Origin of the sequence: Mucilaginibacter antarcticus (genome assembly GCF_042686155.1) — a bacterium.
Taxonomy (GTDB): Bacteria; Bacteroidota; Bacteroidia; order Sphingobacteriales; family Sphingobacteriaceae; genus Mucilaginibacter; species Mucilaginibacter antarcticus.
The window spans coordinates 177,972-191,405 of record NZ_JBHUON010000005.1 but is presented as its reverse complement, the minus strand read 5'-3'; the positions used below and the strand labels follow the sequence as shown (position 1 = coordinate 191,405).

General features: G+C 42.4%; 11 protein-coding genes. 6 read left to right on the top strand and 5 right to left on the bottom strand.

Translation table 11 applies throughout. From position 1 onward, the window contains the following. Window positions 1-649: 649 nt before the first annotated feature. Window positions 650-1,060, bottom strand: a complete 411-nt coding sequence (locus tag ACFSYC_RS06630) for a hypothetical protein (protein ID WP_377124808.1) — start codon at window positions 1,058-1,060, stop codon at window positions 650-652. A gap of 748 nt (window positions 1,061-1,808) precedes the next feature. Here ACFSYC_RS06630 and ACFSYC_RS06625 point away from each other — a divergent pair. From ACFSYC_RS06625 to ACFSYC_RS06605, 5 genes are all read left to right on the top strand, one after another. Further along, entirely contained in the window at window positions 1,809-2,336 is a 528-nt protein-coding gene (locus tag ACFSYC_RS06625) for a transposase (RefSeq protein ID WP_377124806.1), read from the top strand. A gap of 410 nt (window positions 2,337-2,746) precedes the next feature. Further along, the gene (locus ACFSYC_RS06620) at window positions 2,747-3,931 is read left to right on the top strand and encodes a T6SS effector amidase Tae4 family protein (protein WP_377124804.1); all 1,185 of its coding nucleotides are present in this window, start codon (window positions 2,747-2,749) and stop codon (window positions 3,929-3,931) included. A 7-nt stretch (window positions 3,932-3,938) separates the two neighbouring features. After that, window positions 3,939-4,352 (top strand): T6SS amidase immunity protein Tai4 family protein, encoded by a 414-nt coding sequence (locus tag ACFSYC_RS06615; protein ID WP_377124802.1) that lies wholly within the window; start codon window positions 3,939-3,941, stop codon window positions 4,350-4,352. 63 nt (window positions 4,353-4,415) lie between these two features. Next, window positions 4,416-4,889 carry a hypothetical protein gene (locus tag ACFSYC_RS06610; RefSeq protein WP_377124800.1) on the top strand — a complete coding sequence of 158 codons (474 nt, stop codon included), beginning with the start codon at window positions 4,416-4,418 and terminating at the stop codon, window positions 4,887-4,889. Between the two features lie 178 nt (window positions 4,890-5,067). Next, on the top strand, window positions 5,068-5,553 hold the full coding sequence (locus tag ACFSYC_RS06605) for a hypothetical protein (RefSeq protein WP_377124798.1): 486 nt from the start codon (window positions 5,068-5,070) through the stop codon (window positions 5,551-5,553). Between the two features lie 4 nt (window positions 5,554-5,557). On the opposite strand, the gene ACFSYC_RS06600 is transcribed toward ACFSYC_RS06605, so the two are convergent. The 4 genes from ACFSYC_RS06600 to ACFSYC_RS06585 all read right to left on the bottom strand — a co-directional run bounded on the left by ACFSYC_RS06600 (window position 5,558) and on the right by ACFSYC_RS06585 (window position 12,599). Beyond that, entirely contained in the window at window positions 5,558-6,604 is a 1,047-nt protein-coding gene (locus tag ACFSYC_RS06600; protein WP_377124796.1) for an endonuclease/exonuclease/phosphatase family protein, read from the bottom strand. A 60-nt stretch (window positions 6,605-6,664) separates the two neighbouring features. Beyond that, window positions 6,665-7,762, bottom strand: coding sequence for an AI-2E family transporter (locus tag ACFSYC_RS06595; protein ID WP_377124794.1), 1,098 nt, complete (start codon window positions 7,760-7,762; stop codon window positions 6,665-6,667). Between the two features lie 50 nt (window positions 7,763-7,812). Then, complete coding sequence (locus ACFSYC_RS06590) at window positions 7,813-10,020, bottom strand: tetratricopeptide repeat-containing sensor histidine kinase (RefSeq protein ID WP_377124792.1); 2,208 nt, start codon at window positions 10,018-10,020, stop codon at window positions 7,813-7,815. Between the two features lie 116 nt (window positions 10,021-10,136). Then, window positions 10,137-12,599: a TonB-dependent receptor domain-containing protein gene (locus ACFSYC_RS06585; RefSeq protein WP_377124790.1), complete on the bottom strand. Its 2,463-nt coding sequence runs from the start codon at window positions 12,597-12,599 to the stop codon at window positions 10,137-10,139. Between the two features lie 242 nt (window positions 12,600-12,841). Between ACFSYC_RS06585 and ACFSYC_RS06580 the strand changes: the two genes are divergently transcribed. Beyond that, complete coding sequence (locus tag ACFSYC_RS06580) at window positions 12,842-13,405, top strand: ORF6N domain-containing protein (protein ID WP_377124788.1); 564 nt, start codon at window positions 12,842-12,844, stop codon at window positions 13,403-13,405. Window positions 13,406-13,434: the final 29 nt, after the last annotated feature.

The window sequence follows — 13,434 nt, the reverse complement described above, 5'->3', positions numbered from 1 at the left end:
TCAGGTAGTGATTCCTGAACTGCCTTTTCTTTGAATATTGATTTATGAGATTTCACTATTCGGTAGGCACGGCTATAAGATATACCGTACTTCAATGATAAACTACGAAAACTTATGCCTTCGCTTAAATGATCCTCAATGATCTTTTCTTCTTTAATTTTGTTCATCGTTTACACTTTAATGTGTAAACCTATTTCAGGACAAGTCAAAATAAGATAATTACAAAATATAGTGAATCACTTTGAATCGCCTTATTAGTCAGGAAAATTAGGCTAGAAAGGTATTTAATGTATTGATTTACAATTTATTGCGAAATGGCCGCTTTTATGCGTGCAAATCGCCAAAATCGGATCGCATTATAAGTCAGGGTTTTTAGCTTGGGTAGCTATTTAATGTGTTGAATAATACCGTGTTGTAAATTAGGTGGCCCCTTCGGACCTATTGCCTCTGAAAACGACTAAGCTAGAGGTTATTTAACGGTATAAAACCGGTAGTTTAGCATAACAAGCCTACTAAAATCAGGCTGGATACGGTCCAAAATGCATGTTAAAAACAAAAATATCTGCAAATATAAATTTGCTAAAAAACAAAAGGGGAGTGCCACCTAAGCTTTAGGCGACACTCCCCAAATGGGATTATTTGTTTAAAATTACGGCCTAACCTTAGTGCTCGAAGAGGTTTTAATAGCTGTTTTTTTAGTGCTGGTAGTAGTTTTAGCCGGTGTAACTTTGGCCGCGTCTTTTTGCACTACAGTTACCGTTTCTTCTCCGTTTTCGGCTGTTGCGCCCTGGTGATCGTTGTTGGTTTGCTCGTCGTAGGTATTTACACCGTCGCGTGGGCTGGTGCTATACTGCTGGCCGGCCTTAGCTGCGGTGCCCGTACGTTGTTGGGCTACACCCGGTTTTTGTTTCACCGTTTGGCCATCAATGGTTACGTTACCGTTGCGGCGTGGCGTAAGGTTGGTTGTTTTTGCTTTAGTTGGTGTTACGGTTTGTGCTACTGCACTGGTTGTAGCCAACGTAAAGAAAGCGCCTACAACCATTAATCCTAATTTTTTCATAACCTGTTTATTTATAGATAGATTTGTTTTCAATGCTGAAGTTACAAACCCCGTGCCAGTGTGGGTGGTGGGTTGGTTATTAATCGATGGGTCATTGATTGTTCGTTATAAGCCACAGCGTTGGTGGAAAGTTATAGATAGGCGACTTCTGCATATACTTATCGTCTGATGTCCCACGAGTGGGACCCTTGCGAATGGGGGGAGCCGATCCCCGTCTTGCTAATAAGGTCAAAAAATGATATTATTGTAGTGCCGATAACCTAATCCTGTTAACAAAGTGAATGCATTTATTTTGGAGCGATTTATAAAAAACAAACGCCACGTTTATTTTACTTTGTTGATTGTTTGTTTGCTTGCCTACTTTCCGACCTTTCAGAATCAGTTTCAAAATTTTTGGGACGACCAATGGGTTGTGATGAACGACTATACCACGAGTGGTTTAACCATACCAAACCTGCTACGGATTTTAACAGAGTTTTATCACGGCCAATATGCGCCGGTTAATCAGTTATTTATACTATATTATATCAGCTATTTGGTTATGATCCATTTTGGTTTCACGCAGCAAGCTTATGTATACATATGCTCAATGTTTTGCTCCCTCCGCCCTTGTTGGTGTTATCACCAACAAGTACCGATATTTTGTAAGTTAGCTATATGTCAAATATCGGCTTTGATTACCATACGCAGTTTCCCGCACTTGTTGGTGTTATCTCCAACAAATACCGACATTTTGTAAATTAGCGGTATGTCAGAAATCAACTTTGATTACCATCCGCAATTTTTTACAGCAACAATTTTAGAATGGAAGCATTTATTAAATTCCGACGCTTTCAAAGATATAATCATCAACAGTTTGTTATTTTTAACAACTGAAAAAAGTGTTGTGGTTTATGGTTTTGTTATAATGCCTAATCATATTCACATAATATGGCAGATACAAGATGGTTTCATAAAGGAAAAAATACAACAGCGCTTTATGAAATATACAGGTCAGCAATTAAAATTTGAATTGGCTAAAATTGATCCGGAACAGTTAAACAGCTATAAGGTTGATGCCAAAGACAGATCTTATCAAATTTGGGAACGCAATTCATTAAGCATTGACCTTTGGAGCCAACCTGTATTTGAGCAAAAGCTTAATTATATACATAAAAATCCGGTGCACGAGAAATGGCAGTTGGCTATACATCCCGAAGATTATAAGTATTCATCGGCGAAATTTTACGAAACTGGTGTAGACGATTTCGGAATATTAACACATTATGCCCAATGAGACTTGTTGGTGATAACACCAACAAGGGCGCGAAAGACGATTTCGGAATATTAACACATTATGCCCAATGAGACTTGTTGGTGATAACACCAACAAGGGCGCGAGATGATAACCGGCATGGGACAATTTATCTCTAATGATTGATCCATGCTGCTAAACCAAACTTATCACATTATAAATGAAAAAAAGAACACTAAGCCTTATTACGGTAGCCTTTGGGCTATGCTTTTTAATCTTTCGCCTGCCGGCGAGAGATTAACAATTTCAGTATTAATCAACCTAATGTCTCGCCAAACCTCCTTGAGTCGGCTAAAATTTTAAACGCCAAGACGCTTGCCAATAACGCGGCGGAAAATAAAAAGACAGCGGGTTTTTTTACATTAATATCCTTGTGGAATAAGTCTTTCACTTTGGTTAATGAAATAGGCGCAACCGTAATTGCCGTACCGACGGTTGAAAACTCTATTGATAACATAAATGTAAGTATCAGAAGGCTTTACATTTTTGATGCCGCTGATAAAAAAGTCGTTAAGGGAAGAATTGTAGAATTTGTCGGCCTGAATTATTCCATCAACAAAAATTTAGTAGATTTGATAAAAGGAATACACAGCCAAGACATTATGGGCTTTAATGGCGCTATTGTACAATACGACTTGAACTACCATTGGGTTGAAGGTGCGCAATATCAATCTGGTCACAGAATTGCCAACTATATAGCGTTATCAAAATCTATAGGTGGTAAAAATGTCTATTTAAGTAATGTTGAAGTAAGTGGTGAAGGTGAACCTTTTTTTAGAGAACAAAAGGTACTTTATGATGCTACCAAACTAAAAACGCTGAACGAAGGCGATGCCACAGGCAGCATGGGCCAAACTTCCGAACTATCAACAATAGTTATCCCTGGCGGATCTGGTAGTTCAGGTGGTAGCGGTGGCGGGAATACCGGCGGTGGCGGCTATGGCGGGCCATTTCCAGATCCACCGCCGGTGGGCGGAAGTGGTGGCGGTAATAGCGCGCCACCACCAACTCCAGCGGCAGAACCATCTTCAGAGGACCTTGGTGATTGGACGTACGGGTTTTGGTATGAATACGTGGCGCAGCAATCCCTTCCGAGCTACGCTGACTTGATAGCACATTATCCTTCACCTACGATGGACGCAGCCGGTGTTTATAATTTAATTGGTGGCGCAGTCAAAGCCGCAAGAGTCGCGAATCCATATGACTATAATAATTCATGTGCGTTAAGACTATCGCGAGCCCTCAATTATTCAGGAGCAGAAATCCCCGTACTGTCCAATGGCAAGACAATGAAAGGTGCTGATAACAAAAACTATATTTTTCGCGTTTCTGATATGTACGCCTACTTGAAAAAGGTGTTTGGGGAACCTACTGAGAAAATTACCAATCCTTCCGCATTGGTCGGAAAATCAGCAATGAGTGGTAAAGGTATCTATCTAATGCAGGCAGCCAGTTATCAACAGTTTGGCGCTTCAGGACATGTTACATTATATAAATCCGGAAACGCTGCTGATGGACATGACTATTTAAATGCACCAGGTGGTGTATCCTATATTGCTTTGTGGCATACTAATTAGAAATATTATGACGAAACTTATTGGAGTGACACTTACAGTGGCATTTTTTTTAATGTCGGGTTGCGGTTCTATCAAAGCAGTTAGGACGGAAGTTGCTGCTCAAAACATTTACAGAGACTACGTGCTTTATAAATGTATAATCAGAGCCTTCGATAACGATCCTGTGTTTTCAAAAGATATAAGCCTATCTGTATATAATGATGTGGCTAAATATCCATTAGGAGCGGGACTTGTTGGACGGAAACTTGATTCACTTGCAGTAATAAAAGTAAACAGTATAAAGCCGTCAATAATCGCAGATTATGAGGGCAAAAAGGCAATCTTTATGCAATGTCTCGACTATTATAACAGCAAAAAGTTGAGGGACGAAATTAAAGTAATACTTAAGCAGGCATTGCTTCAAAAAAAGACAGACAAATAGTTAAAAACGCCTAATATTTATTAGGCGTTCGAACAATTACTAGTCAAAAACAATAATAATTATATGAAAAAATTAACTTTAATCTTGGTATTCATATCCTTTTTCTGTTCACTACTTGCACAGGAAAAAAAAGAGAAAATTTCAACTATTTATATTATAAAGAGCAATTCGTTTGGTAAGGAGATTGTCACGCGTAATCTGGTTATGAACTCTTCAAATATTGCTTCACTTGATATAATGAAGAATGATGACGTAAAAAAGCGTTTTGGAAACTCAGAAAGGCTTGTTGTATTGGTGGTTACTCCTAAAGCAAATGTTAAACTTACCTCACTTAAGGATTTCTATAACAACAAAAGGTTAAGTCCTTCAAAACGCTCTTTGCCTATAACAGTTGATGGTATTCCTTTAGCCTCTGCCGATGATGCAATAGTAGATGAAAGCTCTATCGAAACGTTTAACCCAAAAGCGGATTCTATTGTTCTTAAAACTTCCAGTTATGAGAGTTTTTTGAAAAAAAAGAACGCTAAAATCGATTAATGCTCCCGTAGGACAAGTAATGATGGTTAGATAGTACGCCGGACATTTGTCAGGCGTTTTTACCCTACACCCTACACCCTACACCCTATACCTACCCTTGTTGGTGTTACCATCAACAAGGGTAGGTTATTTTATAAAATAGCGGTATCACTGTCAACCACAAACAGCCTAACTCCCCATGATATCTGCCTCGTTGTTCATCCAATTCGCTAATGCGCAAGGCCGAAAAGTTGACTTAACAGATGGCATACTAATTTACTGGTCAGAGCGTAAAGAGGTCCCTGCGTATGTTCTGTTTATTCCCGGCACTATGAAACCGGATGAAAGCTTTGATCAATTTTTTACCAGAACGCTTTCTGGTAAAAAAACGCTAACGTATATGGTCTATCTCCATCCCGTACGATGGACGCAGTCTGAAGTAGCGGAGGTAGTAGATTCCTTGAAATATATTGATGCAGCCTATGGTCCCCAGCGTAAATCAGTTAAAATTAGTTATCTAAAAATTGCCTTCGATAAAACCCAAGCGGGCGACCCCGAAAATGTAGATGATACCACCGAAACGGAGGTTGAACTATATTACAAAGAACATGAGTTTTTACTAAACGTTATGGATTGGCCCGACGCAATGGGTGCACCAAAGTTTGTTGAAAAAATGCCTGAATAACCAACTAAACCGCTTCTTTCTTCTCTGCCGCTACCTCTATATCGTCGGCGTCGGGTTGCATAGGGTCTTGCTGTTGGGTGGCCTGCTCTTCGTACTGTATGCTCAGGTATATCGGGAAATGGTCCGATCCGCAATTGTTGAGGCGTTTCATGCTGCCCAGTTTAAAATGGGTAGAAATAAATGCATGGTCGAGCGGGAAACGCATAAAAGGGTAATGGGCATGAAACGTGTTATAAAAACCACGGCCACGGCGAGGGTCAATCAGTCCGCTCATTTTTAAAAACAACTCTGTAGTATAACTCCAGGCCACATCGTTCATATCGCCCAGCACAATAACCGGCAGGGTGCTTGCTTTGGCCAGATCGGCCACTAGTAAAAGCTCTTTATCACGTTCGGTAGATCGTGGGTTTTCGGTAGGCACCGGCGGGGTAGGGTGCAGCGCGAAGATCTTGATGCGCGTACCGTCGGGCAGTAGCACGTCGGTATGTATAGATGGTATGCCCGGCTCAACCAGGTATTTAACCTGCGTGTCTACCAGTTCGAGCTTTGAGTACAGCAGCATGCCATACGTGTTTGGCAAAGGCACCCTTACGCTGTAAGGATAGGTGTCGGCAAGGGGGCTCATGCGCTGGTCCCACTGATGGTCTGTTTCCAGCAGCAGTACTACATCGGCATTAACCTGCTGCACCTGTTTAAGGCAGGCAGACCAGTTTTTGTTATCCTGGTACACGTTTGCAATCATCAGGCTGAGACATTGCCCGGGGATGTCGCGGGTGGCTTTAAGTACCTGTTTACCCGCAAGCGGCGTAAAGGGGTAAATTTGCGTACTTAGGTAAACAATGTTGGCCAGCATAAGGCCAATCATGGCGTAAAGCACTATGGTGTCGCCACGGTAAAAAGCGAGGGTTAGGGGCAGGCAAACCAGCGCCAGCACCAGCTTTTGCAGCCGCGGGTAATCAAAGATCCTGAAAAGCCACCAGGCATTTTTAACCAGCGACAGCAGGGTAAACAAAAGGATTAAGCAGTTAACACAGACAATTACCAGGTTCATTAACGGTAAAACTAATTTTTAAACTTTATATAACAAAAGGCAATAATCAATGACCTATGATTACTTAATCCCAACGGCTTCTTTTTTGGGCTTGCTCCATATCTGCCCCATGTGTTTGGTGGGGATGGTGTCGCCCAATAATTTACCCCAGGGTTTCAGGCTGTTAATACGGTCGAAAACAATTTTGATGACCGCTATAAACGGGATAGACAAAAACATGCCCGACACTCCCCAAAGCATATTGCCCAACAGCACTACAATAATACTGATCAAAGCGTTAATTTGCACTTTTGACGATACAATGCGCGGTACCAATATGTTGTTGTCAATAAACTGTATCGCAATGTAAGCGCCTAGTACACCCAGTTGGGTGGTGTAACCATCTTTAGTAACTGTGGCCATTAGTACAGGCAGTGCTATAGCTATAATGCCGCCCAGGTAGGGTATAAGGTTTAGTATGGCGCCAATTACACCTATAAGCAGCGCGTATTTTACCCCCAGCAGCAGCAACGCGGCCGAATTGAGGGCAGCTACAATGATGAGCTCGATCAGCAAGCCTACAATATAACTTTGTATGGCGCCCTTGGTTTCTTTCAGTACTTCGCCCACCTTTTTTGAGTTCTCTTCGGCAAAAACTTCGTATAAAAAGTTTAGGATGAGCGTTTTATAATACATCAGTAAAAAGATGTAAACGGGCAGTAAAAATACTACACTAAGCACGCCCAGCAAACCACCCAGCGCGCCGCCTAACAGGGTTTGGCTGTTGTTAAGCGCATCGCTGATCATGCGTTCTTGCTTAGCAACAGGTACGTTAAAAGTTTGGGCGATAAGGGCCTTCAAGTCATGCGTGATAACGCCAAATTTTTCCTTTAGCATAGGCAACGACTCGCCAAAGCCTGCAATTTGCGACGACAAAAAGTAAAACACGCCTGCAACACCAAGCGCAGCTACCAATATAGCCAGCATAATAGCTAAGAAATGGCTCAACCCCATCTTTTGAAACCGGTTAGCCAACGGGTTTAGCAATACTGATAAAAAGCCTGCGAAAGCAAGCGGCACCAGTATGTCTTCCAGCTGCGCTAAAACATATACCAACAGTATCAATCCAAACAGAACGACGGTGGTTTTTAGGTAAAAAGGGTATTCTTTAATGGCCATGCCCGGGTATTATAAGTATTTAACACTAATAATAAATGTACCAAATTGTTTTAAGCTTGCGCCGATGTTTTGTCGACAGCCGGCAGGGTGAAGCATAGCTTGGTGCCTTTACCCAACTCGCTCTGCGCCCAGATAGTGCCATTTTGCTGTTCAATAAGGTCCTTACAAAACATCATGCCCATGCCCGTGCCGCTCTCGTTTTCGGTACCGGACCGGCTGCTAACTTGAGTTTTAAACAGGTTGTTCAGGTAGTCGGGGCTCATGCCCACGCCGTGGTCTGTAAGGCAAAACTTTATGTAATGCCCGTCAAGCGGGTGGGCCTCAATTTCTATGCTGCTATCGCGATTTGAAAACTTGATGGCGTTGGTTAAAAAGTTGTGCATCACAATGCGTACACAGCTGGGGTCGGCCCAGGCAATGGCGTCGGGAGTAACGTTTATGCTTACGCTGATGTTTTTTTGTTTTAGCTGGTCTTCAAGGTGGGCCAGTTCGCGGTTTACCAGGTCTGCCAGTTCAAAGGGCGTGGAGCGCTTGCCAGCATTATCAACCTGGCTATTTATCCAAAACAACAGGGTGTCCAAAAAGTCAGACGTATGTTCAAGTTTGATGAATACCTTAGGCGTCATGGCGGCAAACTCTTCGGGGCTGATGGTGTCGTCTGTCAATAGGTTAAATAGCCCGCGCAGGGTGCTTATGGGGGCCCGTAAATCGTGCGCCAAAACGCTGATAAGGCGATCTTTTAAAACGTTGAGTTCGTTTAATTTCAGCGCCTGTGTGTTAAGCACATCCTGGTGCTGGGTAATGGAGCGGTTCTTCTCGGCCAGCAGCTCGTTAATGCGTTGTTGTTTTCGCTTGGCATTGTAGTATACCAATGCCACCGTAGCCAGTATTACACTCAATGCTGCGTATATGATGTTTTGGTTGCGCTGGCTGGCAATTTTTGTTTGGTATACCTTTTCCCGTTTAAGTTGCTGTTCGGCGTGGTCGCGTTGCTTACGCGCAAAATCAACCTCAATATTATATAACATTATTTTGTTTATCCCCTCGGCATGCTTCAGCTCGCTTTTAAGCGCCGAATATTGCAGGTGCATGTTGTACGCTTGCTGGTAGTGTTTTAAGCCGCCAAGCGCTAAACTGGCCTGCAAGCTGGCATCTGTATGTATGTTAAGGCTGTTTAAGGTTTGGCCAATAGCTAAGGCCTGTGTTGCATTACTGTAGGCTAGATTATACTGCTTAATAGCATTATAAACCATGGCCAGCCCTACCTGCGCATTTGCTTTATTAATTATTACCTTACTATTTGCGGCAATAATGAGCGACTTATTAAGGTAATGCAGGGCCGAGTCCGGGCGGTTAACGTAATAGTTGTACATCCCCAGGTCATAGTAAATCAGGCACGTACCCTCGCTGTCTCCTTGTTGAGTAAACATGGCCGCGGCACGGCGCAGGTAAGGTATTGCTTTGGCGTAATAGTGCTGCGCCATAAAGGTTTCGCCAATGTTTTGGTATACGCTGCTCAGGCCCAGCTGGTCGTTATGTTTTTGCCAGATGGCGCGGGCACGCGCATAATAATTCAGGGCCTTTGGATACAGCTCAAGATGCTGCATAATAAGCCCGATATTGTTGTACTTACTGGCCGCAGAAAGCTCGTCTTTGCGTTGGACATCAATAAAAAGGGCCTTGAAGTAATAATCCAGCGCCTTAGACACGTCGCCCTTATTATCATAGGTAATACCCATTAAATTATAGGTTTCGGCTTCGTTTTTCTCGTCGCGGGTTTTAATGGTTATTGCCAGGGCTTTTTTATAAAGCGACAGCGCGGCGTCATACTGGCCCAGGTAATCTTGTATATAGCCAAGCTCCATATAGCAATCGCTAATGCCATGCAGATTGTTTAACTGGCGGTAAATGGACAGGGAGGTATTGTATTGGGTGATTGCTACCGTATAATTTCCGCGTAGCGTATTCACATCGGCCAAATGCAGCGTGCCATCGGCTATGCCTTTTTGGTAAGCTATTTGTTTTGAAAGCTTTACTTGCAGTTGGCCAAAATGCCGGGTACTATCCGGCTGCGACTCAAAATACGCTTCGGCTAATTTGTTAATGCGGTTTATAATAAGGGTATCAGGCTTGTTGGTTTTTTTTAATGCAATATTAACCAGCTGCCGCAAACTATCTGTGGTACCTTTTTCCGGAAGCGAATAGGCCCCGGTGCAATTAAAACCTAAAATGATAAATAAGGCTAGGAAGGGCTTCAAGTTACAGGTTTATGAGAGATCGTTAATCAAATAAAAGTATAAATTTTATCTAAACATTACCTTTAAATAATATCAACAATGGCATGTTTGCCTCAACTCGTCCCTTTTCCTGTTCGTTAAAATTCTTTCTCGCTCATCTCGCTGTTCAGTAACTTTAATTTCGACGTAAACTTATTTAGGTTAAAAGTCACGTTAATTAAAAATACATTGGTTTCGTAAATGTAATTAGTGGTGGTGTAAAAGTTGGCCCCGGCTGTAGTAATACGTTGCTTGTTTGCGTTAAAAATGTTGATATTTTGCCACTGCGCAGATACCGCCCAGCGCCCATTTGCAAGCGTTTTTTTAACCGAAGCGTTCGGTACAAAAAAATGCGAATCCTCGCCCTGCGCGGTAGGGCGTTTAGACAGGTAATTTACATTGGCCTGCAGGCTCAGTGTTTTATTTAGCTGGAAAGTGCTGTTGCCGTTGATAGAATAGGCCCAATTTTGATTGTTTACCGTAACCGCGTCGTTCAAAATTTTAATATCGCCATAAATATGATAGTTGTACACGTTTGCTCCCAGGTACAGGCTCCACCATTTAAGCGGCTGCAGGCTGGCGCCTGCTTCCATACCCCATAACCTGGCATTGCCGGCGTTGGTGAACACCCGGTTCAAGATCGTATCAGCATAAAAACTGTTTAAACGTTGTATAGGGTTTTTAATATGCTGATAGTAAGCCGTCGCAAAAAAAGAACCTTTACTAAAAGTGTGGTTAATACCCAGTTCAGCCAGATCAATAAACTCCGGTAACAGGTCAGGGTCGCCTACTTCATATGTTTCTGAGTGTTCTCTTTCAGGGATTGGGTTAAGTTGCAGATCGCTATTGCGGTTTATGCGCTTGCTATAGCCGGCCTTAAGTTTCCAGGTATCTTTGATACTGTAAAGTAAACTGGCAGAGGGAAACAGGTTTGACAGGTTTAATAAGTGCGGATCAGCATCATAGGATATATTAACCTTACGGCTGGCATACTCGTAGCGCAGGCCGGCATTGTATTCTAATTTTGAAGCTTTGCCGCTATATTGTGAGTAAACCGAGTTGATCGTGTTTCTGGCCCGCAGGCTGCCGCTAAATTTGGCAATATCCGGCTGTGCCGTCGGTGGGGTAACAAGATAGTCAAATTGGCCCTCCTGCGTATCATACCTTAACTGGTAACCACTTTCTAACTTACCCTTACCTAAGTTAATGCTGTGATCCAGCTTAAAGCGATAGCCGTTAATGGGCCTTTTATAAGGGTTATATACATATTGTATGGTATCGGCGGTGTTTGGATACTTCAGGTTTCTGTTTTTTGTATTGCCATATAGATCGGCATGTTCATACAACAGCCCGGCCGTTAGCGTTGATTTATTTTGGAACGTATGGGTATAGTCAAGGTTAGCTAAGGTAAAATTGCCCTGCTTTGTTTGTGTATTTGCGTTGAAATAGGTGTTGCTTTTAAGTAAGGCGCCCGTGGCCAGGTTACTGGTCGTGTTATGATACAGAATATCGGCAATACGATCCTGATAACGCGAGCCGGCAAACAAACCCGCCGAAAAACTATTGTTGGCATCGGCGGTGTAATTAATGGTAGCACGGCCAGCGTAGTTGTATTTTTTAAAACTCCGTTCGCCAACTGAAGGAAAGCGGGTAATAGTGCCTGCGGCTGCATTGGTAGTGAAGGCGTCGCCTTCGCGATAGCCGGCATTGTCGTTTCGGTTATAGTTACCACCAACAGAAATATCCCATTTGTCTTTTTTATAGTTCAGCGTCAGGTCGCCACCAAAGCGTAGCGGTTTGCGGGCGTTGCCGTAGTCGATGGTAGCAGGTAACCCGCCTTGCGCATTAGCTGCAACGGTAAAGCCATCGTTCGCTCCTTTTTTTGTGATAATGTTGATAATGCCACCACGACCATCCGGGTCATACTTAGCAGATGGAGCAGTAACAAGCTCGATATTATCTATGGCGTTAGCCGGCAACTGGCCCAGTACGGTTTGGGCATCGGTTAATACAGGTTTGCCATTTAGCAGCACTAAAAAGCCTGATGAGCCGCGCACACTGATATCGCCCTCGCCGTTTACAGATACGGACGGCAGGTTTTTTAACACATCAATAGCTGAGCCGCCCTTAGCCGACTCGAACTGGCCGGCTTTGTAGCTTTGCTTATCAATTTTATAGAGCGATTTTATTTGCTGACCGGTAACCGCGACCTGATTTAAAAGCTGCTGACTGGCTATCAACGCGACATTAATAACTTGCGCAGTTTTAGTATTGCTAATTTCGAAGGCAGGCGAGTAGCCTGTCCGGTAGCCTAAAAACGACGCCTTAAGCAAGTAGCTGCCCGGTTGTACACCGGTAATTACATAAGTGCCATTAGCCTTAGTAACCACACCGCTTACCGCGGCAGAATCATTGGTTTTTAATAACGATATTGTAGCGTAGTCTACGGGCTGTTTTGTCTGTTGATCTGTAATGCTGCCTTTAACGATGCCGTTTTGTGCAAACAATAGTTGAGAAAAGGCTGATAAAAGTAATGTAGTAAGTAGCTTAGGGTGTCGCATATAAAATTTATATGCGCTAAGTTAAATGTTTGTATGAAGGATAAGTATTTATAAGCTTGTTGGTAATGTAAAATGTTTGTGGTGATGAAATGCTAAGATGCCAGTTAAAACAAAATTATTTGTGAAGCAATTGACGCACTTAGTGCTATTTCGTTTGCGGTATGTTTTACAAAACTTTGCCTTTCGATTTTAAATAAGTAGTATTGAGTATCCAATATCGTAGTCGTAAAAATATAATTAAAATGATATCATTACCTAACATACAAAAACGGATTTATGAAATACGTAATGAGCGGGTGATGTTAGATATGGATCTGGCTTTTCTTTACGGTGTAGAAACGCGCGTATTAAATCAGGCGGTTAAGCGCAATGCAAAACGCTTTCCTGATGATTTTATGGTGAGACTTTCAGCTGCCGAATGGCAGTATGTACAATCGCAATTCTCTGATACATCCATTGAAAGTAAGTCATCATCACAAACTGTGATGATGGAATTTCCTAAGAATAGAGCAGGAAGATATTTGCCTTATGCATTTACCGAGCAAGGTGTTGCAATGCTTAGCGGCATACTTAATAGCGACACCGCCATAAATATGAATATTGCAATTATGCGTGCTTTTGTGGCTATAAGGCGACTTACTTTACAACAAATGGATTTGAAAGAACAGCTAAGGGAGATAAAAGAAAGACTGGGTGAACACGACATGCAACTTAATCACATTTATGATGCTATGGAGAATCTATTAGATCAAAGAGGAACACAGAAAAGTTGGGAAGACAGAGAGAGAATTGGATATAAGATTTAATGGCAATCTGTTTAATGATCGTCAAATAA

Excerpts from the sequence above, each read along its gene's own strand:
- ACFSYC_RS06630 (WP_377124808.1), bottom strand. The coding sequence starts at position 1,060 with ATGAAAAAATTAGGATTAATGGTTGTAGGCGCTTTCTTTACGTTGGCT.
- ACFSYC_RS06625 (WP_377124806.1), top strand. The coding sequence starts at position 1,809 with ATGTCAGAAATCAACTTTGATTACCATCCGCAATTTTTTACAGCAACA.
- ACFSYC_RS06615 (WP_377124802.1), top strand. The coding sequence starts at position 3,939 with ATGACGAAACTTATTGGAGTGACACTTACAGTGGCATTTTTTTTAATG.
- ACFSYC_RS06610 (WP_377124800.1), top strand. The coding sequence starts at position 4,416 with ATGAAAAAATTAACTTTAATCTTGGTATTCATATCCTTTTTCTGTTCA.
- ACFSYC_RS06605 (WP_377124798.1), top strand. The coding sequence starts at position 5,068 with ATGATATCTGCCTCGTTGTTCATCCAATTCGCTAATGCGCAAGGCCGA.
- ACFSYC_RS06600 (WP_377124796.1), bottom strand. The coding sequence starts at position 6,604 with ATGAACCTGGTAATTGTCTGTGTTAACTGCTTAATCCTTTTGTTTACC.
- ACFSYC_RS06595 (WP_377124794.1), bottom strand. The coding sequence starts at position 7,762 with ATGGCCATTAAAGAATACCCTTTTTACCTAAAAACCACCGTCGTTCTG.
- ACFSYC_RS06585 (WP_377124790.1), bottom strand. The coding sequence starts at position 12,599 with ATGCGACACCCTAAGCTACTTACTACATTACTTTTATCAGCCTTTTCT.
- ACFSYC_RS06580 (WP_377124788.1), top strand. The coding sequence starts at position 12,842 with ATGATATCATTACCTAACATACAAAAACGGATTTATGAAATACGTAAT.